Here is a 25,500-nt window from a genome sequence, read left to right on the forward strand (position 1 = left end):
TCCTCGTTCACGCCTTCAGGGTGTCCTTCCGGTACAGCCAGGCCGCGCCGCCCGCGAAGACCAGGAAGTAGACGAAGAGGATGCCCACGTCCTTGGCGTGCGGGGCGCTGCCCAGTTCGATGGACTGGCCGAGTGCGGCGTACGCGTGGGTGGGAAGCCACTCGGCGATGTTCTGGAGCCACTGCGGGAAGGACGTGGTGGGCAGCCAGAGGCCGCCGAGGATGGAGAGGCCGAAGTAGATGATCATCGTGATCGGCCGGACCGCGTCCCCGCTGGCGAGGTAGCCGATGGCGACCCCGAGCGCGGCGAAGACCAGGCTCCCGGCCCAGATGACCCCGGTCAGCGCCAGCCACTGCCAGGCGTCGAACCGTACGTGTTTGAACGCGGCGGCCACGACGAAGACGACGACGATGCACGGCAGGGTGACCACGGCCGCGCTGGCGATCTTCGCCAGGACGTAGCCGCGGCCGGGCAGCGAGGTGAGCCGCAGCTGACGGACCCAGCCCTTCTCGCGCTCCTTGGCGATGCGTTCGCTGTTGCCCATCAGTACGGCGGTCAGCGCGCCGAAGGACGCCATCGCAACCACGTAGAAGCTCTGCAGGGTGAGGCTGGTGCCGTCCACCTTGTCCGTGGACGACGCCCCGCTCGCGATGATCAGGTAGAGCATCGAGGGGTAGAGGATCGAGAAGAACATGAACTTCTTGTTCCGCAGGGTCCGGGTGATTTCGAGCCTGATCAGGGTGCTCATGCTGCTTTGGCCTCCTCGGCCTCCGTGATGGCGACGAAGGCCTGTTCCAGGCCGAGTCCGGCGACTTCGAGGTTGTGCGGGTAGAGCCCGAGTCCGTACACGGCGTGGACGGTCCCGTCGGCGTCGGACGACTGGATGCGGACCGTACGGCCGGACACGTCGCACGCGGTGAGGAACGGCAGTCCGCGCAGCGCCGCCTCGTCGATGACCCCTTCGAGGTCGAAGGCGATCCGGCGGGCCCCCGCCTTCGCCTTGATCTCGGAGGCGGTGCCGTCGGCGAGGAGGCGGCCCTTGTGCAGGACGAGCACCCGGTCGGCGATCGCGTCCGCCTCCTCCAGGTAGTGGGTGGCGAAGAGGACCGTACGGCCCTGGTCGGCCTGTTCCCGCATGGTGGCCCAGAAGGAGTGCCGGGCGGAGACGTCCATCCCGGTGGTCGGCTCGTCGAGGACGATCAGGTCGCTGTCGCCCGCGGTCGCCAGGGCGAACCGGACGCGCTGCTCCTGGCCGCCGGAGAGTTTGTTGACCATACGGTCCGCGATCTGGGTGATCCCGGCCCGGTCCAGTACCTCGGCGACGGGACGCGGACGGCGGTGCAGGTCGCAGCCGAGCTTCACCAGCTCGCGCACCGTGACCTCCTCCATCAGGCCGCCGCTCTGCAGCATCGCCCCGACCCGGCCGTCCTTGATGGCCTGCTCGGGCGTCGTACCGAAGACCCGGACGGTCCCCGAGTCGGGCCTGCGCAGGCCCAGCAGGAGGTCGAGCGTCGAGGACTTGCCCGCTCCGTTGGGACCGAGGAGCGCGACCGTCTCACCGGGGTGCAGATCGAGGGAAAGGCCGGCCACGGCGTGCACCGGCCCGTAGCTCTTGTTCACTTGCTCGAAGCTCACCACAGTGGTGGGCGGTGCTGTCGTCGTCATGGGTCAAGCGTCCCGCAGCGGGCGGTGCGGCGGCAGTGCGGTCTGTCGTGAGTCGGCGGTGACAGATGTCATGCCCTACACATGACACGGCCCCCGGGCCGGTGTTCCGACGCTGTGCCGGTGTCCGGACGGGGGCCGTGCGAGGTGTGCGTAAGAGCTGTACGGGGGTGGGATCAGCCCGCGTCGAGGTTGATCGTGGCCGTGCGCTCGGCGGGGGTCTTGCCGAGCAGCGCGGTCCCCATGGCCTGCGCCACGTCGGTCGCGGAGACCGGGTGCTTCTGCCCGTCGCCCTTGGTGATCATGACGCCGTCGAAGACCCCTTCGAGGAGCTGGGTGATCGCGGGCCGGTTGTAGACCTCGACCAGCCGGCCGTTGACCGCCTTCATGGAGAGGATCTTCGGCAGTGACCTCTCGGGGCCGAACTGGATCTGCTTGGTGCCCGCCTTGATCGTGATCAGGCCGGACATCGCGGGCTGCGCGAACTCCTTCATCGCCCGGTCGATCTCGGTCCGGGTGACGGTCGGCTGCCTGGCCGCGACCGGCAGCACGACGGTGTGCGGCTTGCCCGTCTGCACCTGGGCGCGGAACGCGTCCTGGACCGCGACCATCGACCGGTCGACGTCCAGCGACTTGCCCGCCTTGCCCGGCACGGCAACGGCCTTGCCCGGCTCGAACTTGATGGTGCCCTCCGACGCGGAGCCCGAGACGCCCGCCAGATCCGTCAGCGCGGCGCCGAGCTTCTCCTGGTCGGTGGGCAGGATCGGGTCGACCACCCGCTGCCCGCCGAAGAGCGAACCGATGACCGAGACGGGGTTGTAGTCGCTGCCCGCGGCCTGGCGGACGGTGGCCTGGGTGTCCAGGGAGAGACCCGCGGCGGCGGTCCTGAGTTCGGTTTTACGGCCGTCGACGCTGAGCTGGATCGGCGCGCCGACCCGCTTGCCGAGAACGGTGTCGAGCTTGTTGACGGCCTCGTCCCGGGTGCCGCCGCCGATGTCGACGCCGAGCACCGTGGTGCCCTTGGGCACGGCGGAGTGGTTCATCAACAGGCCCGCGCCGTACGCCACACCGGCCAGCACGACGATGCCGACCCCGATGAGGCCCAGTTTGGAACGGCCGCCCTTCTTCTTGCCGGGCGTGGCCGGACGGACCGGGGCGGGTCCGGGCGTGGGGGCGGTGATGGGGTTCGACGGCGCGGACGGGTCGAAGGCTGCTTTCCCGTCGGACTGCCGGGGCGCGCCAGGACCGGCTCCGGGGCCCGGCGGGAACGGCGAACGGCGCTCCGGCGGGGCCACCGGGCTGCCGCTGTTCAGCGTGGAGCCCGAGACGTTGCCGCCCGCCGGGGCGGCGGCCGGGCCCTGGCCCTTCAGGCCCTGGCCGTTCATCCCCTGCGGGAATCCCGGGGCGGGCTGCTGCGGGGTCAGTACCGCTGTGTCGTCCGACATCGGCGGCGGCGTGGCCGCCGGGAAGGGCGGAAGCGAGTCGAGCGGCGGCGTCAGCGAACTGGTGCCGGTGACCGGACCGGTGGTCGGTCCGGTGGGTGCTGCGGGTGCGGCCGGTCCGGGGGGCACGGTGCCGCGCTGCGGCGGCTCCGAGAAGTAGGGGAGGTCGGGGCGCTGCCCGGCCTCGTCCGGCGCTCCGGTCCCGGGAGCCGCTCCGGACCCGGGAGCAACGGGCGCCGCGGGGGCGGCCGGTGCTGCGGGCGGGGCGGCGGCCGAGGACGCCGCAGGCTTGCGCGGCGCGAACCAGTCACTGGTCGGCCGCTCGGCGGGCGGCTCGGGGGCGGGCTCCGCCTCCGGCTCCGGCGGCCGGGGCATGGTCGCCGTGCGCTCGGCGTCCGGCGCATCGGCGAGGTCGCTCTCGGCCATCGGCGTACGCATGACGACCGGTGGAATCGGCCGCGAGCCAGGGATGTTGATCCGGATACGCGTGGTCAGCGTGGTCTCGGTCCTGGGCTCATCCGGCTGCGGCCCGGTGGCCGGAGCCGGGGACACGGCGTCCTCCGGAGACTGGCGGGTTCCGTACGGCGGCGTGCCCGAGGGGTACGCGGCCCCGCCACGCCCCTGAGGGCCGGTGGACGAACTGTCAGTTTCACGACTCAAGGCAGGTTCTCCCGGTTGGCTCCGCCGCCCGTTCTTACTTGTGCGGGAGGTTCGGCGGCGCGCACCACCATACTGGCCACGGCGCGATGACACCCCACGCCCATGGGAATGCGACGTTCCGGGGGCCTGACACGTGCGGCAGGTTCACCGGGCGAAGCGGCACATCACTTGCCAGGTCGGGCGGAATCCGGGCCCGCCTGCGGCAGTACGCGCAGGGTGGCGCAGATCACAGCGGCCACCATGCCGCCCAGCAGGAACACGTACGAGGCCACGCCCGCGCCGAAGACGAAGTCACCCTCCGGGCGGGTGGCCGTCAACAGCATGACGGAGACCAGCCATCCGACCGCGGGCGCGCCGACCCCGATGCCCGTGCCGGTGGCGACCCGGCCGCCGTAGAAGAGCGCGGCGGCGCCGACCAGGGCGAGCACCAGGCCGCCGGGGAACCAGGCGGCCTGGATGAGCGCGCCCGCGAAGCCGACCAGCGCGCCGAGGACGAGCAGCCCGAAGTAGGCAGCGATCCGGCGGGGGTTCAGCGGCGCCGCCAAGCCGGTACCGCTCTGATTCGTACTCATTCGACTGCTCCCGTACCGCCCTGGACCGTGCTCATCCGACTGCTCCCGTACCACGCTGGTTCACGCCGGCCCCACCGTTCCCGCGACGCCTGTGACGCCTGTGACGCCTGCGAAGAGATCAGTCTCCCGCTCGCCCTCCGGCGCCCCGGAGGCGCCCCGCACCAGCTCGTAGTACTCACGCGCGAAGAGCGGCTGCCAGCGGTCGTTGGAGAGCGCGAAGAACGGTCCGTCCACCGCGATCTGGCTGGCGTGCGCGCGCATCGCGGCGGACTTGGCAGCCGTGTACGCCGTGCCGTCGATCTCCGTGGTGACGAGCGCGTCGTCCACCACGCCCGGTACATCACCGATGTCCGCGATGCCCTGGAAGTCCGCACCGGCCGCCCGCAGTCGGGCGAAGCCCTCCTCGGCCACCGACCGCGGCACCCGGTTCCAGTAGATCTTCCCGATCGCGTGCGGCTCACCGAGGTCCTGCCGGAAGGCGGGCTCGGCCGCCAGCTCGGCGGCGCGCATGGCGACGCGGTGCGCCTGGATGTGGTCGGGGTGGCCGTAACCGCCGTTCGGGTCGTACGTCACCAGGACCTGCGGACGTACCGAACGGATCACCTCCACGAGGTACGGGGCCGCCTCGTCCACGGGGGTGTTCCAGAAGGCGCCCGCCCGGTGGTTCTGCTCGACACCCATCATCCCGGAGTCCCGGTAGCGGCCGGGCCCGCCCAGGAAACGGTGGTCCCGCACACCCAGCTCCCGCATCGCGGCGGCCAGTTCACCGATGCGATGCGCCCCCAGGGCGTCCTCCCGGTCGGCTGCCAGATGCGCCAGTCCGGGCGGAATGACCTCACCCTCCTCACCGAGGGTGCAGGTCACCAGGGTGACGTGGGCGCCCGTGGCCGCGTACGCGGCCATGGTGGCGCCGTTGTTGATCGACTCGTCGTCGGGGTGCGCGTGCACCAGAAGCAGACGCTGGGCGGGGAGGTCCGTCATGGGAACAGCCTACGAGCCGCACCCGCCGGTCCGCCCCTCTCAGAACTTGAGGCCGCCGATCATCCCGGCCACATTCGTGGTCAGGGAGTGGATGCTGGGCGCCATGGACGAGCTGGCCAGATAGAAACCCAGGAGTGCACAGACCAGCGCGTGCGCCGCTTTCAGCCCCGACTTCCTGACCAGCAGCACAACGATGATCGCCAGCAGCACCACCGCCGAGATCGAGAGTGCCATGACGGTTCACCTCCACATTGCGTACGGGACAGGGGCATGCCACAACTGCCGGTAGCGTCATACCCACCTAGCGCTACGGATCATAACTATCCGGGGGCGTGCATGATCGATGCACGGCAGCACGAGGGGCGCACGGACGTACGCCACGGACAGAACCGGTCGGCACATGCCTCAGGTCTAAGACCTGTCGGGCCGGTCCCCGCCCGCGCGGCCAAGTCGTAAGTTCAGTGCCATGACTTCGAACGAACTCTCCTTCCCGCGCCAATTCGCGAGAACCCAGCGCTTCACGCTGGGGGCCCCGCGCGCCTTCACGGTGTCGCCCGACGGGAACCGGGTGCTCTACCTGCGCTCCTCGTCCGGCACCGACCGTACGAACCAGCTCTGGGTGCTCGACCTCGAACGGGGCGCACAGGAGCGCGTGGCCGCCGATCCTCAGGCGCTCCTCGGCGGCGCGGACGAGCAGCTCTCGGCCCAGGAGCGGGCACGCCGCGAGCGGAGCCGGGAGGGCTCGGCGGGCATCGTCGGGTACGCGGTCGACGCGGCGGCCGAGCTGGCCGCATTCGCCCTGTCCGGACGGCTGTTCACCGCTGAACTGCGGGCCGGTTCCACCCGCGAGATCCGGGTGCCGGGGTCCGCGATCGACCCCCGCCCGTCCCCCGACGGCCGCCTCGTCGCCTATGTGACCGGCGGCGCACTGCGCGTCGTGGGGGCGGACGGGGAGGGCGACAAGGCCCTCGCCGAGCCCGAGGACGCCCATGTCTCGTACGGTCTGGCCGAGTTCGTCGCGGCCGAGGAGATGCAGCGCTCACGCGGCTACTGGTGGGCGCCGGACTCGCAGTCCCTGCTGGTCGCGCGGGCCGACGACAGCGCCGTACAGCGGTGGTGGATCGCCGATCCCGCGCATCCGGACCGCGAGCCCGCACAGGTCGGCTATCCGGCGGCCGGGACGCCCAACGCCGAGGTGCGGCTCTTCCTCTACCGCCTGGACGGTTCGCGTACCGAGGTGGTCTGGGACCGTGGCCGGTATCCGTACCTGGCCGCCGTGCACTGGTCGGACGACGGCGCACCCCTGCTGCTCACGCAGGCGCGTGACCAGCGCAGTCAGCGGTATCTGGGGGTCAGTACGGAGACCGGCGCGACCAGGACCGTGCATGTCGACGAGGACCCGGTGTGGCTCGATCTGTTCCCCGGCGTGCCCGCCTGGGCACCGGCCGGCGGCCTGGTACGGATCGCCGACGAGGGCGGAGCGCGGGTGCTCGCGGTCGGCGACCGGCTGCTCACCGGGCCGGAGTTGCACGTTCGGGCGGTGCTGGACATCTCGGTTGACGACATCCTCGTTTCCGCCTCGGCGGGCGAGACCGCCGCGGTTCCCGAGACCGGCGAGATCCACGTGTACCGGGTCAACGAACTGGGCGTGGAGCGCGTCTCGGCAGATCCGGGTGTGCACTCCGCGGTGCGCTCCGGGGGTGTGACGGTGCTCGTCTCGGCCGGTACGGAGGTGCCGGGCGCGACCGTACGGGTGCTGCGGGACGGCAAGGAGGTGGCCACGGTCGCCTCGTACGCGGAGAAGCCGGGCCTCACTCCCCGCGTGACCTTCGCCGAGGGGGGCGCACGGAAAATTCCGTGCGCCGTCCTGCTCCCCACCGGCCACCGGGAATCGGACGGCAAGCTGCCGGTCCTGCTCGACCCGTACGGCGGCCCGCACGGCCAGCGGGTGCTCGCGGCGCACAACCCGCACCTCACGTCCCAGTGGTTCGCCGACCAGGGCTTCGCGGTGATCGTCGCGGACGGCCGGGGCACCCCCGGCCGCTCCCCGGCCTGGGAGAAGGCGGTCAAGGACAACTTCCCACTGACGCTCGACGACCAGGTCGACGCCCTGCACAGCCTGGCCGAACAGGGCTTCCCGCTGGACCTGGAGCGGGTCGCGATCCGCGGCTGGTCGTACGGCGGCTACCTCGCCGCGCTCGCCGTACTGCGCCGCCCCGACGTCTTCCACGCGGGCGTCGCGGGCGCTCCGGTCACCGACTGGCGGCTGTACGACACGCATTACACGGAGCGCTACCTCGGCGACCCGCAGGAGCAGCCCGAGGTGTACGCGGCGAGCGGGCTGGTCACCGACGACGGGCTCTCCGCCCCGGAGAACCCCGCGCGGCCCCTGATGATCATCCACGGGCTCGCCGACGACAACGTGGTCGCGGCGCACACCCTGCGGCTCTCCTCGGCCCTGCTCGCCGCGGGCCGCCCGCACGAGGTGCTGCCGCTGTCCGGGGTGACGCACATGACACCGCAGGAACAGGTGGCCGAAAATCTGCTGCTGCTCCAGGTGGACTTCATCAAGCGGTCCCTGGCGCCCGGCGCGGACGGCGAAAGCCACTAGGCCGACGGTTCGAAGGCCTGTCCGGCCGGGGCATGGTGCCGCCCCGGCCGGTCGCGCCACGCTGTCAGGCGGGCGTCGCTGTCAGGCGGGCGTCGCCCCGGTCGGCGGCCCCTCAGGACCGGACCCCGGAGGGCCCGGGGGCGCGCCTCCCGACGGCCCTGACGCCCCCGGCTGTCCGGGCGGGCCCTCCAACGGCCGCGGCGGCCCCGGCGGCCCCTCGTCCGGCCCCAGCCCGATGTCCGGTACGACCTGCTTCTCCTCGGCGAAGTGACAGGCCGAGTCGTGGTGCACCGGGCCATCGACCATCCGGAACACCGCGGGCACGGCCAGCGCGGGCACCTCCTGCGCGCACCGCTCCTGCGCCTTCCAGCAGCGGGTACGGAACCGGCAGCCCGACGGCGGATTGGCGGGCGACGGCACGTCCCCGACCAGGATGATCCGTTCCCGCCGTTCCCGCGCCTCCGGGTCGGGCAGCGGCACGGCGGAGAGCAGCGCCTGGGTGTACGGGTGTGTCGGGTGCTCGTAGATCTCCGCGTCCGAGCCGACCTCGACGATCCGCCCGAGGTACATCACGCCGACCCGGTCGGAGATGTGCCGGACGATCGACAGGTCGTGCGCGATGAACACGTACGCCAGGTTGAACTCTTTCTGCAGCCGGTCCATCAGGTTGATGACCTGCGCCTGCACCGACACGTCCAGCGCCGAGACCGGCTCGTCGGCCACGATGATCTCGGGGTTGAGCGCGAGGCCGCGGGCGATGCCGATGCGCTGACGCTGACCGCCGGAGAACTGGTGCGGATACCGGTTGATGTACTCCGGGTTCAGACCGACCACGTCCAGCAGGTCCTGCACCTTGCGGCGCCGGTCACCCTTCGGAGCCACCTCGGGGTGGATCTCGTACGGCTCCCCGATGATGTCACCCACCGTCATACGCGGATTGAGCGACGTGTACGGGTCCTGGAACACCATCTGGATGTTCCGCCGCACCGCCTTCAGCGCCCGCCCGGACAGCTTGGTGATGTCCTCGCCCTTGTACTTGATCGAACCGCCCGTCGGGGCCTCCAGGTTGACCAGCATCCTGGCGACGGTGGACTTGCCGCAGCCGGACTCCCCCACGATGCCGAGCGTCTCGCCCTGGCTGAGCGCGAACGACACCCCGTCGACGGCCTTGACCGCGCCGACGCTCTTCTTGAAGAGGATGCCCTGGGTCAGCGGGTAGTGCTTGACCAGGTCCCGGACTTCGAGGATGGGGTGTACCTCGTTCGCGAACGCCGTCTCCGCGTGCGACTTCTCCATCAGGTCACGCTCGGCCTCGGCCGCGTCGCGTGCGTCCCGGCGCCCCGAGTGGTCAGCGTGCATCGAGCGTCTCCTTCCAGAAGTGGCAGGCGCTCCGGCGTTCCTGGTTCACCTCGTACAGGGGCGGCACGTCGGTACGGCACACCTCCTGGGCCATCGGGCAACGGGGGTTGAAGGCACAACCGGGCGGGATGTGCAGCAGGTTGGGCGGCAGGCCCTTGATCGCGTAGAGGTCCTGGCCCTTCTGGTCCAGCCGCGGGATCGAGGCGAGGAGACCCTTGGTGTACGGGTGGGCGGGGGCCCGGTAGATCTGGTGGACCGGCGACGTCTCGACGATCCGGCCCGCGTACATCACCGCGATCTTGTCCGCGACGTCGGCGACCACGCCGAGGTCGTGGGTGATCAGGATGAGCCCCATGTTGAACTCCCGCTGGAGCTCGGCGAGCAGGTCCATCACCTGGGCCTGCACGGTCACGTCGAGCGCCGTGGTCGGCTCGTCCGCGATGATCAGATCCGGCTCCAGGGCCAGCGCCATCGCGATCATGATGCGCTGACGCATACCGCCCGAGAACTGGTGCGGGTACTGCCCGACGCGCTCCTTGGCCGCCGGGATCCGTACCGTGTCCATCAGTTCGACGGCCTTGGCCTTGGCTGCCTTGTGGGACATGCCCTTGTGGACCGTGAACATCTCACCGAGCTGTTCACCCACGCTGAGCACCGGGTTGAGCGAGGAGAGCGCGTCCTGGAAGATCATCGCCATCTTGGCGCCGCGGACCTTCCGCCGCTGCTCCTCCTTGAGCTTCAGCAGGTCCTGGCCCTGGAAGATGATCTCGCCACCGGCGATGTGTCCGGGCGGCACGTCGAGGATGCCCATGATCGCCTGGGCCGTGACGGACTTGCCGGAGCCGGACTCCCCGAGGACGGCGAGCGTCTCACCGGAGTCCACGGTGTAGTCGACGCCGTTCACCGCCTTCGCGACCCCGTCGCGGGTCCGGAACTCCACGTGCAGATCGCGCACTTCGAGCAACATGGTCCGGCTCCTCAGCGCAGCTTGGGGTCGAGGGCGTCGCGCACCGCGTCGCCGAGCATGATGAACGCGAGCACCGTGACGGCCAGCGCACCGGCCGGCCAGAGCAGCATGTGCGGGGCGTTGCGGATGTACGGGGAGGCGGCGGAGATGTCGATGCCCCAGGACACGGTGGGCGGCTTCAGGCCGACGCCGAGGTACGAGAGCGTCGCCTCCAGCGAGATGTACGTACCGAGGGCGATGGTCGCCACCACGATCACCGGGGCGACCGCGTTCGGTGTGATGTGGCGCAGCAGCATCCGGGAGTTGGACGCGCCGAGCGCCCGTGCTGCCTGGACGTAGTCGTTCTGTTTGACGGTGATGACCGAGCCGCGCGCGATACGGGCGATCTGCGGCCAGCCGAGGAGCACCATGAAGCCGATGACCGGCCAGACGGTGCTGCTGGTGACCACGGACAGCAGGACCAGACCGCCGAGGACCACCGGGATGCCGAAGAAGATGTCGGTGATCCGGGAGAGGATCGCGTCGCCGGCGCCGCCGAAGAACCCGGCGAGACCGCCGAGGAAGCTGCCGATGAGGGCCACTCCGACGGTGGCGCAGACACCGACGGTCACCGACTGGCGGGCCCCGTAGACGGTACGGGTGTAGACGTCGCAGCCCTGGCCCGTGAAACCGAACGGGTGCCCTGGCTGGGAGCCCTGCTGGGCCTTGTCGAGGTTGCAGTTGAGCGGGTTCTGGGTGGCGATCAGCTGCGGCCAGATCGAGATCACCACCAGGAACAGGATGATCAGGCCGGAGATGATGAAGATCGGGTTCCGGCGCAGATCGCGCCAGGCGTCGGACCAGAGGCTGCGGGGCCGTTCCTCGGGGCCTCCGTCGTGGGCCTGCTTCGCGCCCTCCAGCGTGGCGCCCTCGCCGGTCGCGAGGTCCATGGGCCCACCGGCGCCGGTGCCGGCGATCGCCTCGTCGGGATTCTGGGACTCAGGCATACCGGATCCTCGGGTCGAGAACGGCGTAGAGGAGGTCGACGATGAGGTTCGCCACCAGGAAGACGATGACGAGGACCGTGACGAAGCCGACGACCGTCTGGCTGTTCTGGCGGAGAATGCCCTGGTAGAGCTGGTAACCGACACCGTGGATGTTGAAGATGCGCTCGGTGACGATGGCACCGCCCATCAGTGCGCCGATGTCCGTACCGATGAACGTCACCACCGGGATCAGCGAGTTGCGCAGCAGGTGCCGGACGATGATGCGGCGCTTCGGCAGGCCCTTGGCGACGGCGGTGCGGACGTAGTCGGCGCGGCGGTTCTCCGCGATCGACGTCCGGGTCAGCCGGGTGACGTACGCGAGGGAGACGGACGCCAGCACCAGTCCGGGCACGATGAGTTGGTTCAGGGGGGCCGAGGGCGAGACGGCGGGCTCGATGATCCCCCAGTTCACCCCGAGGAACAGCTGGGCGAGCAGACCGGTCACGAAGGTCGGGACCGAGATGACGACCAGGGTGAGCAGCAGGACCGTGCTGTCGATCGGGCGGCCCCGGCGGAGCCCGGTGATCACACCGAAGGTGATGCCGATGATGATCTCGAACACGATCGCCACCACGGTGAGTCTGATGGTGACGGGGAAGGCGCTGCCCATCAGGTCGGTGACCTTCTCACCGTTGAACGCGGTGCCGAAGTCCCCGGTGAAGACATTGCCCATGTAGGTCAGGTACTGCTGCCACACGGACTTGTCGAGGCCGAACTGGGAGCGCAGCTGAGCAGCGGTCGCCGGGTCGCAGGCGCGGTCTCCGCAGAGGCCGGCGATGGGGTCACCCATCACGTTCACCATCAGGAAGATCAGTAGCGTGGCACCGATGAACACCGGGATCATCTGGAGCAGACGCCTGATCACATAACGTCCCATGAGGGGCTCCGGGGGTCGTTGTAGGAGGGAGTACGGCCCGGCGCTCGCGGTGCGCCGGGCCGTACTCCCAGTGGCGTCAGTGGACCTTGATCTCGTTGTAGACCGGGACGCTGAACGGGTTCAGCGCGACGTTCGAGATGCGGTCCGAGTAGCCTGCGCTGCCGTTCTGGTACCAGAGCGGAATGGCGCCCATGTCGTCCCGCAGTACCCCTTCGGCCTGCTGGAACTTCTGCACGGCGGAGGCGGTGTCGGTGTCCGCGTTGGCCTCGTTGACCAGCTTGTCGAAGGTCTTGTTGGTCCAGTGGCCGTCGTTGGACGAGGCGTTGGTGTAGTACAGCGGCTGCAGGAAGTTCTGGATGAGCGGGTAGTCCATCTGCCAGCCGGCGCGGAACGGGCCCGACAGCTTCTTCGCGCTGATCTGGTTGCGGAAGTCGGCGAAGGTGCCGACCGGGTTGCCGACACAGGCCTTGTCGTTGCCGAGCGCGTTGTTGACGTTGTTGCAGATGGCGTCGATCCACTCCTTGTGGGAGCCGGTGTCCGCGTTGTACGTGATCTTCAGCTGACCGCCGGGGATGCCGCCGCCCTCCTTGATCATCTTCTTCGCCTCGGTGGGGTTGTACGTGCAGGAGCTGCCGCAGAGCCCGGCCTTGTACCCGCCCGCGGCACCGAGGACCGGTGAGGTCCAGTCGGTCGCCGGGGTCCGGGTGTCCGCGAAGATCGTCTTGGTGATCTGGGGCCGGTTGATCGCCATCGAGAGGCCGATCCGGACCTTCTTGGCCCCGGCGGTGTTCCACTCGGGCTTGTAGAAGGGGAAGGCGAGCGTCTGGATGATGCCGGCCGGGGTGTTGATGTAGCGCCCGCTCAGGTCGGACTTGACGTTCTTGAGCTGCGCGGCGGGGATGTCGTCGACCAGGTCGAGGTTGCCCGCGGTCAGGTCGGTGTACGCGGTGTTGTTGTCGGTGTAGACCTTGAGGTCGACCCCGCCGTTCTGCGCCTTGTCGGAGCCCGGGTACTTGTCCCACGTGCGCAGGCTCATCTCCGAGCCCTTGGTGTACGACTTGATGGTGTACGGGCCGTTGCCGATCGGCTTGGACAGCCACGCCGAGTGGTTCGTGTAGAACTCCGAGGGCAGCGGGGCGAAGGCGGCGTACCCGAGGGTGTCCGGGAAGGTGGAGAACTTCTGGTTGAGCTTGACCGTGAAGGTCGTGTCGTTGACGACCTTCAGCCCGGACAGTGTGGTGGCCGTGGCGCTGCCGGTGTCCGGGTGGACCTTGTCGTAGCCGTCGATGTAGCCGAAGAAGTACGCGTTCTTCTGGTTGTTCTTCAGGTCGGCGCCGTAGTTCCAGGCGTCCACGAAGGACTTCGCGGTGATCTTCTCGCCGTTGCTGAAGGTCCAGCCGGACTTGATGGTGATCTTGAAGTTGACCGAGTCAGTGGTTTCGATCTTGCTGGCCAGCATGTTCTCGGCCTTGCCGGTCTTCGGGTTGTACCGCTTGAGACCACGGAAGACCATGTCGAGGACCTTGCCGCCCTGGACCTCGTTGGTGTTCGCCGGCTCCAGCGGGTTCTGCGGGTCTCCCCAGGAGGAGCTCAGGACTCCGTTGCTCCCGCCACCGCCACTGCTGCTCCCTCCGCCGCCGCAGGCCGTCGCCGCCAGCGCGACGGTAACCGCGCATGCGGCCCACTTGGCGTGTGTGGCTCCGCGCATGGAGTGCCTCCTTCTGGTCCCAAATCGCACTTAGGGCCCAATATCACCCGACAGTAGGAGCAATGCACTTCCACCAGGGCCGTCTGTGTCCATCCGTCACCAGAACGCCCGGATGCCCCGCATAACGAAAGGGACACACCTTTGACCGGACGCAGCCGTCCGGCTCACCCCGGTTTGCCGCTCCGTCAGGGAACGAGTCAATCCCTGAAGATCATTTATTTTGTCAAGTTCAGATCAACAACCTAAAGACCCGTCGATGACTTGCACCGTGCATTGACCACTGTCAACTCCATTGGTTGGGTCCGTTCCAACCCCTTAGCTCCTCCCACCCGGAGGACGCCGCTTTCCGTTCGGGGACAGGAGTTCGATGACCACGCCATCCCCGGCCCCCAGCTTCTCGGTGGACACCAACGCCATCGCAGCCGCTGAGGAGTCCCGGCACCCCGACGGCCCCGACAAGGGCGCCGAAGCCCGGAGTCCAGGCCAGCTGGCCTGGCTCAGGTTCAAGCGCGACAGGACCGGGGTGGTCTCTGCCTGCGTCGTCCTCTTCTTCTTCCTGATCGGGATATGCGCGCCCCTGATCTCGGCGCTGTACGGCAAGAACCCGTACGACACCTACGGCCAGGACACCCCGGGGCTCCTCAACGACTTCGCCAACCCGGTCAAACCCAACGGCGGCATCAGCTCCGACTTCTGGTTCGGTATCGAGCCCGGCCTGGGACGGGACGTCTTCACCTTCCTCCTGTACGGCATCCGGAACTCGCTGCTGATCGCCACTGCGGCCACCCTGTTCACCGTCCTGATCGGCGTGGCCGTGGGCGTCACAGCCGGATACCTGGGCGGGAAGACGGACTACTTCGTCGGCCGGGTCATCGACATCCTGCTGGCGTTCCCCTCCACGCTCTTCTTCATCGCGTTCATGCCGATCGTCCTGAGCGTCTTCGTCTCTCCCGAGGAGAGCACGCCGATCTGGCTCACGGTGCTCTGTCTCGTCGGGGTACTCACCGCGTTCGGCTGGGCCTCGATCGCCCGGCTGCTGCGCGGTCAGGTACTGGCCCTGCGGGAGCGGGAGTTCGTCGAGGCCGCCAAGGTGACGGGCGCCTCGCCGGCCCGGATCATCTTCAAGGAGCTGCTGCCCAACCTGTGGACGCCGATCCTCATCCAGGCGACGCTCGGGCTGCCCGCGTTCGTGACCGCGGAGGCCGGCCTCGCGTTCCTCGGCGTCGGCATCGTCGACCCGACGCCCGACTGGGGTGTGATGATCCAGCGCGGCGCCGCGGTCTACAGCGACGACATCACCTTCATGCTCTTCCCCGGTGTGGCGATGGTGGTCTTCGTGCTCGCCTTCAACCTTCTCGGCGACTCGGTCCGCGACGCGGTCGACCCGAAGACGAACCGCTGACCCTGCACCCGGCGGTGACGCCTCCCGGCTCCCGGGCCACCTCGCTCCTTCCGCTTCTCCCTGATCTCCATCGACAAGGCAGGACTTGATGACGACCTCGCGCAGAACCTTTTTGATCTCCGCCACGGCGGTCGCGGCCGCGAGCACCATGGGGCTCGCCGGCTGCAGCTCCGGCAACGCCGGTGGCGGCTCCGGCTCGGGTTCGAACGGCAAGCACGACGCGGCCAAGACCTCGAAGATCGCGGTCGGCACCAAGGCCGACTCCACCGGTCCTGCCCCGGAGGCCCCCGGCGCCACCAAGGGCGGCACCGTCCAGGTCATCAACCGCGGCGACTTCACGCACCTGGACCCGCAGCGCATCTACTACGCGCCCAACTCGTCCCTCGACCTGATGGTCACCCGGGCCCTCACCGGCTACAAGATCGCCGACGACGGTTCCATGACCCTCGTCGGCGACCTCGCCACCGATGTCGGCACCGTCAGTGACAACGGCAAGACCTGGACGTTCACGCTCAAGGACGGGCTGAAGTGGGAGGACGGCTCGGCCGTCACCTCCGCCGACGTCAAGTACTCCATCGAGCGCGGTTTCGCGGACTTCACCACGGAGGGCGCCACGTACGCCCAGGGCTGGCTGACCGGTTCGCTCACCGACTTCCGCAAGAAGTACTCCGGCCCCTACACGGGCAAGAGCCTCGACGCCGTCCAGACCCCGGACGACAAGACCGTCGTCTTCAAGCTCCAGACGGCCCGTCAGGACTTCAACTTCACGCTCGCGATGTACACGTACGCGGTGGCGTCGAAGAAGCACGACACCAAGCAGGCGTACGACAAGAAGCCTTACTCCTGCGGCCCGTACCGCATCACCAGCCATGTGACCGACAAGTCCATGGAGCTGGTGCGCAACGAGCACTGGGACCCGAAGACCGACCCGATCCGCAACGCGTACCCGGACAAGTTCGAGTTCGAGTTCGGCCCGACGTCGCTGGCCGGCACCGACCGCTTCATCGCGGACGCCGGCAAGGACAAGTACGCGGTGACCATCGACATCAACGTCGCCACCGAGCGGGTGCAAACGGTCCTCACCGACCCCAAGTTCAAGAGCCGCATCGTCCAGGGCATCGGCTCCGGCACCAGCATGTGGTCCATCAACACCACCCGGATCACCGACACCGAGGTCCGTAAGGCCCTCAACATCGCCTGGCCGCTGCAGCAGATCCGGCAGACCGCGGGCGGCGACTCCTTCGGCGACTACGCCACCACGATCATGTCGCCGCTCGTCTCCGGCTACGAGAAGTTCGACCTCTACGGCAAGCTGACGACCCCGACCGGCGACCCGGTCAAGGCCAAGGCCATGCTGAAGAAGATCGGCAAGGTCGGCCAGAAGATCGTCCTCGCCTACCCGCAGACGGACACCTACGACAAGATCGCGGTCGTCATCCAGCGGGCACTGGAGAAGGCCGGCTTCAACTGCATCACCAAGCCGGTGGACCAGAACTCCATGTACGACATCTTCGGCAAGGTCGACAACAAGTACGACGTCTACTGGACCGCCTGGTCCGCGGACTGGCCGACCGGCTACACCGTCTTCCAGCCGCTGTTCGACAAGGGAACCGTCTTCGACAACTCCCCGAACTACGCGCACTTCACCAGCCCGGCCGTCACCAAGGCCATCGCGGCGGCCACCGCGATCGCCGACCAGGAGCAGGCCGGCAAGGCGTGGGCCGCGCTGGACAAGCAGATCATGGAGCAGGCTCCGGTCATCCCCGAGTTCTACATGCGCCGCATGTATCTGCACGGCTCCAAGGTCGGCAACGTCCAGATGGACCCGAACTTCGACGGCTGCATGCTCTACAAGCTGTACGTCAAGAAGTAACCGGCCACGAGGCGGCGGGAGTTCGTGCCGCCGCCTCCCAGGTCCTGTCCATCCGCCTGACGGCGCTCCCCAGGAAAGCCACGAACGCCCATGCTCCGCTTCCTCATTCGCCGGACACTCGGCGCACTCGTGATCCTGCTGATCATCAGCGCCGTCACCTTCTACCTCTTCTACGCCGCCCCACGCGATCCCGCCCGGATGGCCTGCGGCAAGATCTGCACCCCGCAGACCCTGGAACTCGTACGCCACAACCTGGGGATCTCCGACCCGGTCCCGGTCCAGTACTGGCACTGGCTCGTCGGTGTCTTCGCCGGCCGCGACTACGCCACCTTCGGGCACTGCGACGCGCCCTGCCTGGGCTACTCGTTCGCCAACCGCGAGCCGGTCTGGGGCACCATCCTGGACCGGTTCCCGACCACCGTCTCGCTGGCCATCGGCGCCTCCGTGGTCTACCTGATCTTCGGTGTCGGTACAGGCATGCTCGCCGCCGTCAAGCAGGGCAAGGCGGTCGACAAGATCGCCAGCTCGGCCTCGCTCCTCGGCTCCTCGATGCAGATCTACGTCGTCGGCGTCCTGGCCACGTACTTCCTGGTCGACCAGTGGCATCTGCTGAGCCGGGCCACCTACACGCCGTTCACCCAGAACCCGGTCTCCTGGGCCACCGGGCTGCTGCTGCCCTGGCTGGTCCTGTCGATCATCTTCACGGCCAACTACACCCGTATGACACGCTCCCAGCTCGTCGAGACGCTCAGCGAGGACTACGTACGCACCGCCCGTGCCAAGGGCCTGTCACGCGCCACGGTCTTCTTCCAGTTCGCCTGGCGCGGCGCGATGGGGCCGATCGCCACCATCTTCGGCCTGGACCTCGGGGTGCTCTTCGGCGGCGCGATCATCACCGAGCAGGTGTTCACCCTGCACGGCATCGGTGAACTCTCCATCAAGGCCGTCTCCAACAGCGATCTGCCGATGCTGCTGGGTGTCGTCCTGGTCGCCGCGGGCGCGATCGTCATCTTCAACATCATCATCGATGCGGTGTACGCCATGATCGACCCGCGCGTGCGGCTGGCCTGAGGCCCGAGGAGTAGACAAGAGCATGAGCGCCACCACCCCCTTTCTCTCGGTACGCGACCTGAAGGTGCACTTCTCCACCGAGGACGGCACCGTCAAGGCCGTCGACGGGCTCTCCTTCGACGTGGAGCGCGGCAGAACGCTGGGCATCGTAGGTGAGTCCGGATCGGGCAAGTCGGTCACCAACCTGACGATCCTGGGCCTGCACAACCCGGAGACGACCTCTGTCGAAGGTGAGATCGTCCTCGACGGTGAAGAGCTCTCCAGGGCCCCGGAGCGGACGCTGGAGCGGCTTCGCGGCAAGAAGATGTCGATGATCTTCCAGGACGCGCTGACCGCTCTCTCGCCGTACCACACCGTCGGCGCACAGATCGCGCAGCCCTACCGCAAGCACAACGGCGCTTCCCGGGGCGAAGCCCGTAAGCGGGCGATCGAGATGCTGGCCAAGGTCGGCATCCCGCAGCCGGACCTGCGGGTGGACGACTACCCGCACCAGTTCAGTGGCGGTATGCGGCAGCGCGCGATGATCGCGATGGCACTGGTCTGCGATCCCGAGCTGGTGATCGCCGACGAGCCGACGACCGCGCTCGACGTCACCGTGCAGGCGCAGATCCTCGATGTGCTCAAGGACCTCCAGCAGCAGACCGGGACGTCGATCATCTTCATCACCCACGACCTGGGGGTGATCGCCAACGTCGCGGACGACGTCCTGGTGATGTACGGCGGCCGGTGCGTGGAGCGGGGCACCACGAAGGAAGTGCTCACCGCACCCCAGCACCCGTACACCTGGGGCCTGCTGGCGTCGATGCCGAGTCTGTCCTCGCCGCTGGGCATTCCGCTGACCCCGATCCCCGGCACCCCGCCGAGCCTGCTCAACCCGCCGACGGGCTGCCGCTTCCACCCGCGCTGTACCTTCAAGGACCAGGTCGAGGGCGACGCCTGCGTCACCCAGCAGCCGCCGCTGGACGTCACCGCCGGGCGCGGCGCGGCCTGCCACCTCAGTGCGGAACAGCGACAGGACCTCTTCACCCACCAGATCCAGCCCCGGCTGAGCTGACCGAGAGCCAAGGGACACCGACCATGACAACCCCCACCCCCCTGCTCGAAGTCAGCGGCCTCACCAAGTACTTCCCGGTGATGGGTGGCTTCCCCTTCAAGCGCAGGATCGCGGACGTGCAGGCCGTGGACGGTCTGGACTTCACCGTCCACGAGGGCGAATCTCTGGGCCTGGTAGGCGAGTCGGGCTGCGGCAAGTCGACGACGGGCCGCCTCATCACCCGGCTCCTCGAACCCACCCGTGGTCGCATCACCTACGCCGGCCGCGACATCTCGCACGCCTCCCGCAAGGAACTGGCGCCGGTCCGCTCCGAGATCCAGATGATCTTCCAGGACCCGTACTCCTCCCTCAACCCGCGCCAGACGGTCGGCAAGATCGTCGGTGGTCCGATGGAGGTCAACGGCATCAATCCGCCCGGGGGCCAGGAGAAGCGGGTCCGCGAGCTGCTGGAGATCGTCGGGCTGAGCCCGGAGCACTACAACCGCTTCCCGCACGAGTTCTCCGGCGGGCAGCGCCAGCGCATCGGCGTGGCACGGGCGTTGGCCCTCCAGCCGAAGCTGATCGTCGCGGACGAGCCGGTCTCCGCCCTGGACGTCTCCATCCAGGCGCAGGTCGTCAACCTCCTCCAGCAGCTCCAGCGCGACATGGGGATCTCGTTCCTCTTCATCGCCCACGACCTGGCGATCGTCCGGCACTTCTCGCACCGGGTCGCGGTGATGTACCTCGGCAAGATCGTCGAGATCGCCGACCGGGAGAGCCTCTACAGCGCCCCGCGCCACCCGTACACCCGGGCGCTCCTGTCCGCCGTCCCCGAGGCGACGGTCCCCGACGCCGACGCCGAGCAGCAGGACAGCCGTATCCGCCTCACGGGCGACGTCCCCTCGCCGCTGAACCCGCCGTCCGGCTGCCGGTTCCGTACGCGCTGCTGGAAGGCCACGGAGAAGTGCGCCACGGACGAGCCCCCGCTGCTCCGGCTGACGGACAGCAAGGAGAGCCACCTGACGGCCTGCCACTTCCCCGAGGAGCCGCCGGCCTGATCCGGGAACAGCCCGACCGCCCACGGCCCCTTGAGCGAACCGTAGGCGGACACGTCAGGCGCTGCGCAGCCAGATCCGCAGCGGTCCCACCGCGTCGAAGCCGTTGCGGAGTGCGGCGGTCAGGTCGTCGCCGTGTTCGTAGCCGACCACCGGCGCCGTGGGGAAGAGTTCCGCCAGTGCTCCCAGGCAGCCCGCCCAGGCGGCGTCCGGCTCCGTGCCGTCCACTGCGAACAGGTTGGACACTCCGACGACCGCTCCGCTCCGGGTGGCCACCGCGCCCGCGACCAGGCGGTCCCCCGCGTAACCGCCGAGGACCGAGGTGCCCGGGTCCGCGAGGAGTCCCGGGCGGAAGAGGTCCGACACCCCGCCGTCCCAGGCGCGTTCCCAGTCCGCCAGCTCTTCCTCCGTACGGATCCGCGCCCAGCGCACGCCCTCCGGTGCGGCCGGGACCGGCGCACCGGCCGGGCGGTGGATCCACTGGGCGTCGAAGAGGACCTCGAAGCCGTCCCCGGTCAGGTCCAGGTCGGCGAAGCTGTCCTTGACGGTGCAGCCGGGCGTCGCGGTGTCGACCGCGGTCAGCACCTCGCGTACCGGAGCGCCCGGGGTCAGCGTCACCGCGTCCGGGTAGAACGGCGGAGTCCGCTCGGCGGCCGTCCAGGCGGCGGCACCGAACTCGCCCCGCACGCCGTGCGTCCGGCAGAGGGCGTCGCACCATTCGGCGTTGTTGCGGGCCGCCTCCCGCGCGCGTACGTCGTACGCGGACGGCACCGGGGCGGTCGGCGCGGCCTGCTCGTACTCATCGGTCCCCAGATCCATCCGGCCACTCAACAGGCTCCGGCCCGGCCCCGCAACGGGATTGTGTTTCGATGCTCCGACGACCGCCCGCGTACGCCCCCGTCGGGGACGCCGCCATCGGACAGCACGGAGCCCCCGCCGGGCCGGTCGGGCGGGGGCTCCGTGTGCGTACGGGTGGATCAGGATCAGGCCGCGCCCACGACGTCCTTCTCCTCGGCGAAGTGGCACGCCGACTCGTGCGCCGCCGGGGTGTTCTGCCCCTGGAAGCGCTCCGGGATCGCCAGCAGCGGAAGCTCCTCGGCGCAGCGCGCCTCGGCCTTCCAGCAGCGGGTACGGAACCGGCAGCCGGACGGCGGGTTCGCCGGCGAGGGGACGTCCCCGACCAGGATGATCCGCTCGCGGCCCTCGCGGGCCTCCGGGTCCGGCACCGGGACCGCCGAGAGCAGCGCCTGGGTGTACGGGTGCGTCGGGTGCTCGTAGATCTGCTCGTCCGTACCGATCTCGGCCATCTTGCCGAGGTACATCACGCCGACCCGGTCGGAGATGTGCCGGACGATCGACAGGTCGTGCGCGATGAAGAGGTAGGAGAGGTTGAACTCGTCCTGCAGCTTCGCCATCAGGTTGATGACCTGCGCCTGCACCGACACGTCCAGCGCCGAGACGGGCTCGTCGCAGATGATGATCTCGGGGTTGAGCGCGAGGCCGCGGGCGATGCCGATGCGCTGACGCTGACCGCCGGAGAACTGGTGCGGATACCGGTTGATGTACTCCGGGTTCAGACCCACGACATCGAGCAGCTCCTGCACCTTGCGGCGCCGGTCACCCTTCGGAGCCACCTCGGGGTGGATCTCGTACGGCTCCCCGATGATGTCACCCACCGTCATACGCGGATTGAGCGACGTGTACGGGTCCTGGAACACCATCTGGATGTTCCGCCGCACCGCCTTCAGCGCCCGCCCGGACAGCTTGGTGATGTCCTGGCCCTTGAAGAAGACCTCGCCCGCCGTGGCGGTCTCCAGCGTCATCAGCAGCTTCGCGACGGTGGACTTGCCACAGCCGGACTCGCCGACGATACCGAGGGTCTCGCCCTGGTAGAGGTCGAAGGAGATCCCGTCGACCGCCTTGACGGCACCGATCTGGCGCTTGAAGAGGATGCCCTGGGAGAGCGGGAAGTGCTTGACCAGGTTCCGGACCTGAAGGATCGGCTCGCCGCGCTCGACGGGAGCGTCCAGTACGGCTTCCACCTCGGTGGTCGTCGAGACGTCGACCACCTCGACCTTGGCCAGGTTCGGGGTGCCCTCGGAGGGCACGGCCTCGGAGACGGCCTCGCCGTTCTTGCCGAGCTCAGCCATGGATCGTCTCCTTCCAGAAGTGGCACGCGCTGCCGCGGCCCGGCAGCGCGCCGCCGTCCTGCTCAGTGACCGGCAGCAGGGCCGGGGTGTCCGTACGGCAGAGGTCCGTCGCCTTGGGGCAGCGCGGGTTGAACGCACAACCGGACGGGATGTGCAGCAGGTTGGGCGGCAGGCCCTTGATCGCGTAGAGCTCCTGGCCCTTCTGGTCCAGCCGCGGGATCGAGTCCAGCAGCCCCCGGGTGTACGGGTGGGCCGGGCGCTTGTAGAGCTCGTGCACGGGCGCCGTCTCGACGATCCGGCCCGCGTACATCACGGCGATCTTGTCCGCGACGTCGGCGACCACGCCGAGGTCGTGGGTGATCAGGATGAGCCCCATGTTGAGCTCGCGCTGGAGCTCGGCGAGCAGGTCCATCACCTGGGCCTGCACGGTCACGTCGAGCGCCGTGGTCGGCTCGTCCGCGATGATCAGGTCCGGCTCCAGGGCCAGCGCCATCGCGATCATGATGCGCTGACGCATACCGCCCGAGAACTGGTGGGCGTAGTCGTTGATCCGCGCCTTGGCGGCCGGGATCTTGACGCGGTCCATCAGCTCGATGGACCTGGCCTTGGCGTCCTTGCGGGACAGGCCCTGGTGTACGCGGAACATCTCGCCGAGCTGGTAGCCCACGGAGAGCACCGGGTTGAGCGAGGAGAGCGCGTCCTGGAAGATCATCGCGATCTTCTGGCCGCGGATCTTCCGGCGCTCCTCGTTGGACATCGTGAGCATGTCCTGGCCGCGGAAGAGGATCTCGCCCTGCGGGATCTTGCCGGGCGGCATGTCGAGGATGCCCATGATCGCCTGAGCGGTGACGGACTTGCCGGAGCCGGACTCGCCGAGCACGGCGAGGGTCTCGCCCGCACCGACGGTGTAGTTGACGCCGTTGACGGCCTTGGCGACACCCTCACGGGTGTGGAACTCGACGTGCAGGTCGCGGACTTCGAGCAGCGGAGAGCTGTCGGAGTCGCCGGACCGGGGCGCCGGGACGTTCGCGGTTTCTTCGATGATGGTCACGTCGTACGCCCTCCTCAGCGCAGCTTGGGGTCGAGGGCGTCGCGCACCGCGTCGCCGAGCATGATGAACGCGAGGACGGTGACGCTCAGCATCGCGCTGGGGAAGAACAGCACGTGCGGGGCGTCCCGGACCGCGTTCTGCGCCGAGGAGATGTCGTTGCCCCACGAGACGGCGCTGGGCGGCAGCCCGATGCCGAGGTACGACAGCGTCGCCTCGGTGGCGATGTAACCGCCGAGCGCGATGGTGGAGACGACGATCACCGGAGCGATGGCGTTGGGCAGGATGTGCCGGAGCATGATCCGACGGGTGCCCGCACCCAGGGCCTTGGCGGCCTGGACGTAGTCGGCCTGCTTGACCGTCATCACCGAACCGCGCATGACACGGGCGATCTGGGTCCAGCCCAGGAAGCCGAGCCCGAGCACCACGGACCACACGGTGCGGTGGGCGAAGGCGTTGAGGATGACGATCGCGCCGAGCAGCAGCGGGATACCGAAGAAGACGTCGGTGATCCGGGAGAGCAGCGAGTCGATCCAGCCGCCGTAGTAACCGGCGATCATGCCGACCACACCGCCGACGATCGCGACCGCCGCGGTGGCACAGACACCGACGATGATCGACGACCGGGCGCCGTAGAGGACCCGGGAGTAGATGCTGCGGCCCTGGACGTCGTAGCCGAACCAGTCGCCCTGGAAGACGTGCGAGTAGTTGGGCTTGCCCAGGTAGTGCTTGGCGAGGTCCGCGTGAGCGGGATCGACCGAGGTGAAGAGACCCGGGGCGACCGCGACCAGGACGAGGAAGACGATCAGCACGGCGGAGACGACGAAGAACGGGTTGCGCCGCAGGTCCTGCCAGGCGTCGGACCAGAGGCTGCGCGCCTTGTCGGGAGCAGGCGTCGCCGGGAGGACGGCGGGGGTCTCCGTGCCTGCCTCGGACTTGGTGGTGAGGGACTCAGGCATAACGGATCCTCGGGTCCAGAGCGGCGTACAGCAGGTCGACAATGAGGCTGGAGAGCAGGAAAATGATCACCAGGATCGTCACGATGCCGACCACTGTCGTGTTGTCCGACTGGTTGATCGACCGGTACAGCTCATTGCCGATTCCGTGGACGTTGAAGATGCCCTCGGTGACGATGGCACCGCCCATCAGGGCGCCCAGGTCCGTACCGAGGAAGGTGACCACGGGGATCAGGGAGTTGCGCAGCAGGTGGATACCGATGACGCGGCGGCGGGGAAGCCCCTTGGCCACGGCGGTACGGATGTAGTCCGCGCGCAGGTTCTCCGCGAGCGAGGTCCGGCTGAGCCGGGCGACGTACGAGAAGGAGAGCGAGCCCAACACGATGCCTGGCAGCAGCAGTTGGGTGATGTCGCTGGAGTCCTGGACGGTTGGGGTGATCCAGCCGAGCTGGTTGCCGAAGACCGTCTGGAAGATGAATCCGAGCACGAACACCGGAATCGAGATCAGCAGCAGCGTGATCAGCAGCACCAGCTTGTCCGGGAGCTTCCCGCGGTTGAGCCCGGAGAAGAGGCCGAGGCCGAGGCCCACGACGATCTCGATGACAAAGGCCACCAGCGCGAGCCTGATCGTGACCGGGAAGGCGTCCTTGATCACGTCGATGACCTGGCGGCCGGTGACGAAGCTGGTACCGAAGTCCAGGTGGATGAGCCCGTTCATGTAGTGCAGGTACTGCATCAGTACCGGTCGGTCGAACCAGTACTCGTGCCTCAACCGCGCCATTGCCTGCGGGTCGGCAGGTCTGTCGCCCCACAGGGCCCGGACGGGGTCGCCGGGAAGTGAGTACACCATCAGGAAGATGAGCAGAGTGGTCCCGATGAACACCGGGATCATCTGGAGCAGTCGCCTCGCGACGTAGCGCCCCATGAAGCCTCCATTGTCAGCCGCCGCGGCGGCCGGTCCACCGCTCCCCTTGTGGGGGAGCGGCGGACCCGGCCGTCGTGCACACGGTTGGCGCCTATGCCTCGCGGGGGCGCCGGGGTGATTCGA

Annotated in this window: 22 protein-coding genes; 6 read left to right on the forward strand and 16 right to left on the reverse strand. The window is 68.7% G+C overall.

Annotated features, from left to right (window positions below; all coding sequences use genetic code 11):
* Positions 1-7 precede the first annotated feature (7 nt).
* From NBY69_RS03315 to NBY69_RS03340, 6 genes are all read right to left on the reverse strand, one after another.
* Complete coding sequence (locus NBY69_RS03315) at positions 8-748, reverse strand: ABC transporter permease (protein ID WP_250298089.1); 741 nt, start codon at positions 746-748, stop codon at positions 8-10.
* Positions 745-1,665 (reverse strand): ABC transporter ATP-binding protein, encoded by a 921-nt coding sequence (locus NBY69_RS03320; RefSeq protein ID WP_250298090.1) that lies wholly within the window; start codon positions 1,663-1,665, stop codon positions 745-747. Before NBY69_RS03320 ends, NBY69_RS03315 begins: the two co-directional genes overlap by 4 nt.
* Positions 1,666-1,838: 173 nt before the next feature.
* Positions 1,839-3,764, reverse strand: a complete 1,926-nt coding sequence (locus tag NBY69_RS03325; RefSeq protein ID WP_250298091.1) for a hypothetical protein — start codon at positions 3,762-3,764, stop codon at positions 1,839-1,841.
* 164 nt (positions 3,765-3,928) lie between these two features.
* Positions 3,929-4,336, reverse strand: a complete 408-nt coding sequence (locus tag NBY69_RS03330) for a DUF6113 family protein (protein ID WP_250298092.1) — start codon at positions 4,334-4,336, stop codon at positions 3,929-3,931.
* A 60-nt stretch (positions 4,337-4,396) separates the two neighbouring features.
* The gene (mshB, locus tag NBY69_RS03335) at positions 4,397-5,317 is read right to left on the reverse strand and encodes an N-acetyl-1-D-myo-inositol-2-amino-2-deoxy-alpha-D-glucopyranoside deacetylase (RefSeq protein WP_250298093.1); all 921 of its coding nucleotides are present in this window, start codon (positions 5,315-5,317) and stop codon (positions 4,397-4,399) included.
* 39 nt (positions 5,318-5,356) lie between these two features.
* A complete protein-coding gene (locus tag NBY69_RS03340) occupies positions 5,357-5,551 on the reverse strand; it encodes a hypothetical protein (RefSeq protein ID WP_250298094.1) in 195 nt (64 codons plus the stop codon).
* A 232-nt stretch (positions 5,552-5,783) separates the two neighbouring features.
* On the opposite strand from NBY69_RS03340, the gene NBY69_RS03345 reads away from it, so the two are divergent.
* Positions 5,784-7,928: a S9 family peptidase gene (locus tag NBY69_RS03345; RefSeq protein WP_250298095.1), complete on the forward strand. Its 2,145-nt coding sequence runs from the start codon at positions 5,784-5,786 to the stop codon at positions 7,926-7,928.
* Positions 7,929-8,009: 81 nt separating this feature from the next.
* On the opposite strand, the gene NBY69_RS03350 is transcribed toward NBY69_RS03345, so the two are convergent.
* The 5 genes from NBY69_RS03350 to NBY69_RS03370 form a co-directional block, all read right to left on the reverse strand.
* A complete protein-coding gene (locus tag NBY69_RS03350) occupies positions 8,010-9,287 on the reverse strand; it encodes an ABC transporter ATP-binding protein (protein WP_250298096.1) in 1,278 nt (425 codons plus the stop codon).
* Positions 9,277-10,254 (reverse strand): ABC transporter ATP-binding protein, encoded by a 978-nt coding sequence (locus tag NBY69_RS03355; RefSeq protein WP_250298097.1) that lies wholly within the window; start codon positions 10,252-10,254, stop codon positions 9,277-9,279. The genes NBY69_RS03350 and NBY69_RS03355 overlap by 11 nt, the downstream gene beginning before the upstream one ends.
* Positions 10,255-10,265: 11 nt before the next feature.
* On the reverse strand, positions 10,266-11,240 hold the full coding sequence (locus NBY69_RS03360; RefSeq protein WP_250298098.1) for an ABC transporter permease: 975 nt from the start codon (positions 11,238-11,240) through the stop codon (positions 10,266-10,268).
* Positions 11,233-12,156, reverse strand: a complete 924-nt coding sequence (locus NBY69_RS03365; RefSeq protein WP_250298099.1) for an ABC transporter permease — start codon at positions 12,154-12,156, stop codon at positions 11,233-11,235. Before NBY69_RS03365 ends, NBY69_RS03360 begins: the two co-directional genes overlap by 8 nt.
* Positions 12,157-12,232: 76 nt before the next feature.
* Positions 12,233-13,864 (reverse strand): ABC transporter substrate-binding protein, encoded by a 1,632-nt coding sequence (locus NBY69_RS03370; RefSeq protein WP_250298100.1) that lies wholly within the window; start codon positions 13,862-13,864, stop codon positions 12,233-12,235.
* Between the two features lie 367 nt (positions 13,865-14,231).
* Here NBY69_RS03370 and NBY69_RS03375 point away from each other — a divergent pair, with 367 nt between their 5' ends.
* From NBY69_RS03375 to NBY69_RS03395, 5 genes are all read left to right on the forward strand, one after another.
* The gene (locus NBY69_RS03375) at positions 14,232-15,266 is read left to right on the forward strand and encodes an ABC transporter permease (RefSeq protein WP_250298101.1); all 1,035 of its coding nucleotides are present in this window, start codon (positions 14,232-14,234) and stop codon (positions 15,264-15,266) included.
* A gap of 88 nt (positions 15,267-15,354) precedes the next feature.
* Entirely contained in the window at positions 15,355-17,139 is a 1,785-nt protein-coding gene (locus NBY69_RS03380) for an ABC transporter substrate-binding protein (protein WP_250298102.1), read from the forward strand.
* A 90-nt stretch (positions 17,140-17,229) separates the two neighbouring features.
* Positions 17,230-18,210 (forward strand): ABC transporter permease, encoded by a 981-nt coding sequence (locus NBY69_RS03385; protein WP_250298103.1) that lies wholly within the window; start codon positions 17,230-17,232, stop codon positions 18,208-18,210.
* 22 nt (positions 18,211-18,232) lie between these two features.
* A complete protein-coding gene (locus tag NBY69_RS03390) occupies positions 18,233-19,264 on the forward strand; it encodes an ABC transporter ATP-binding protein (protein WP_250298104.1) in 1,032 nt (343 codons plus the stop codon).
* Positions 19,265-19,287: 23 nt separating this feature from the next.
* On the forward strand, positions 19,288-20,301 hold the full coding sequence (locus NBY69_RS03395; RefSeq protein ID WP_250298105.1) for an ABC transporter ATP-binding protein: 1,014 nt from the start codon (positions 19,288-19,290) through the stop codon (positions 20,299-20,301).
* Between the two features lie 54 nt (positions 20,302-20,355).
* On the opposite strand, the gene NBY69_RS03400 is transcribed toward NBY69_RS03395, so the two are convergent.
* The 5 genes from NBY69_RS03400 to NBY69_RS03420 all read right to left on the reverse strand — a co-directional run bounded on the left by NBY69_RS03400 (position 20,356) and on the right by NBY69_RS03420 (position 25,377).
* A complete protein-coding gene (locus tag NBY69_RS03400) occupies positions 20,356-21,117 on the reverse strand; it encodes a hypothetical protein (RefSeq protein ID WP_250298106.1) in 762 nt (253 codons plus the stop codon).
* 164 nt (positions 21,118-21,281) lie between these two features.
* Entirely contained in the window at positions 21,282-22,448 is a 1,167-nt protein-coding gene (locus tag NBY69_RS03405; RefSeq protein ID WP_250298107.1) for an ABC transporter ATP-binding protein, read from the reverse strand.
* Positions 22,441-23,499 (reverse strand): ABC transporter ATP-binding protein, encoded by a 1,059-nt coding sequence (locus NBY69_RS03410; protein ID WP_250298108.1) that lies wholly within the window; start codon positions 23,497-23,499, stop codon positions 22,441-22,443. Before NBY69_RS03410 ends, NBY69_RS03405 begins: the two co-directional genes overlap by 8 nt.
* Positions 23,500-23,513: 14 nt before the next feature.
* Positions 23,514-24,455: an ABC transporter permease gene (locus NBY69_RS03415; RefSeq protein WP_250298109.1), complete on the reverse strand. Its 942-nt coding sequence runs from the start codon at positions 24,453-24,455 to the stop codon at positions 23,514-23,516.
* The gene (locus NBY69_RS03420; protein ID WP_250298110.1) at positions 24,448-25,377 is read right to left on the reverse strand and encodes an ABC transporter permease; all 930 of its coding nucleotides are present in this window, start codon (positions 25,375-25,377) and stop codon (positions 24,448-24,450) included. Before NBY69_RS03420 ends, NBY69_RS03415 begins: the two co-directional genes overlap by 8 nt.
* Positions 25,378-25,500 lie beyond the last annotated feature (123 nt).

The organism is Streptomyces sp. A 4/2 (assembly GCF_940670765.1).
GTDB lineage: Bacteria > Actinomycetota > Actinomycetes > Streptomycetales > Streptomycetaceae > Streptomyces.